This is a genomic window from Paenibacillus sp. 01T422 (assembly GCF_056398785.1).
In genome coordinates, this window is the sequence record NZ_JBFTQB010001446.1 from 1 (window position 1) to 838 (window position 838).

Annotated in this window: 1 protein-coding gene; it reads right to left on the reverse strand. The window is 37.6% G+C overall.

Going from position 1 to position 838, the window contains the following annotated elements; translation table 11 throughout:
• Positions 1–369: 369 nt before the first annotated feature.
• A partial coding sequence (locus tag AC1DUA_RS39410) for a sensor histidine kinase (RefSeq protein ID WP_477504852.1) occupies positions 370–838 on the reverse strand: 469 nt, incomplete at its 5' end.

The following is an 838-nucleotide window of genomic DNA, read 5'->3' on the forward strand; positions in this document are numbered from 1 at the left end:
ATTATAATGATTGCCCCCGTTATCCACTATTGCCCATTATATCATACATTTTATTCCATTAATTTGCCCTTTAGTTAAGCGGTAAATTTATCATTGTTGGCAATCGGAATTTCTCGAGGTATACGCCCGAAAATCGAACTCGCTATAAAGTAGGTGGATTTGTGTCGCAAGGCTACAATGTAGGGACATTTGTGCATTTTTTGATGACACAAATCCTCCAACATTAAAATAAAAAAGCCTGATTCCTCAGGCATTTACATTAAAAGTTATGTAGGCACTTTTGTGTCATTGGACATCAGGGGATATTCAAGATTTGACCTGGATAAATAAGATTAAGATTCGAAATCCCGATCTACCTGGATTTTCTGTCTATAGAAAAGGGAGGAACACGATGACTTCTGTGCCTATATTCTTTTCGCTTTGAATATGGATCGTTCCGTTATGAAGCTTGACTATTTCGCTAGCGATAGATAGACCGAGCCCTGTTCCTCCAGTCTGCCGAAATCTAGAAGCATCCACCCGGTAGAATCTCTCGAATACCCGCGGCAATTCTTCTGACGGAATGCCAATACCATGATCTTTAATACGTATTTCTGTCCCATTGAGCTCAGCGTTCATTGATTTTGCTTCAGATAAAATGATTTTTATTTCATCTTTGCTATATTTGATCGCATTATCAAGCAAAATGAGTAACAATTGCTTCATTTTCGAAGCATCTGCGTAGCATAATATGGTATCCGTCGTTGACTGTACAGTAATTTCTCTTTGATGAGAATTATGGAGTAAAGCAGCTGTATTTTTAGAAAAGGTTACAAATTCTATTTGTTCACGTTTCCAT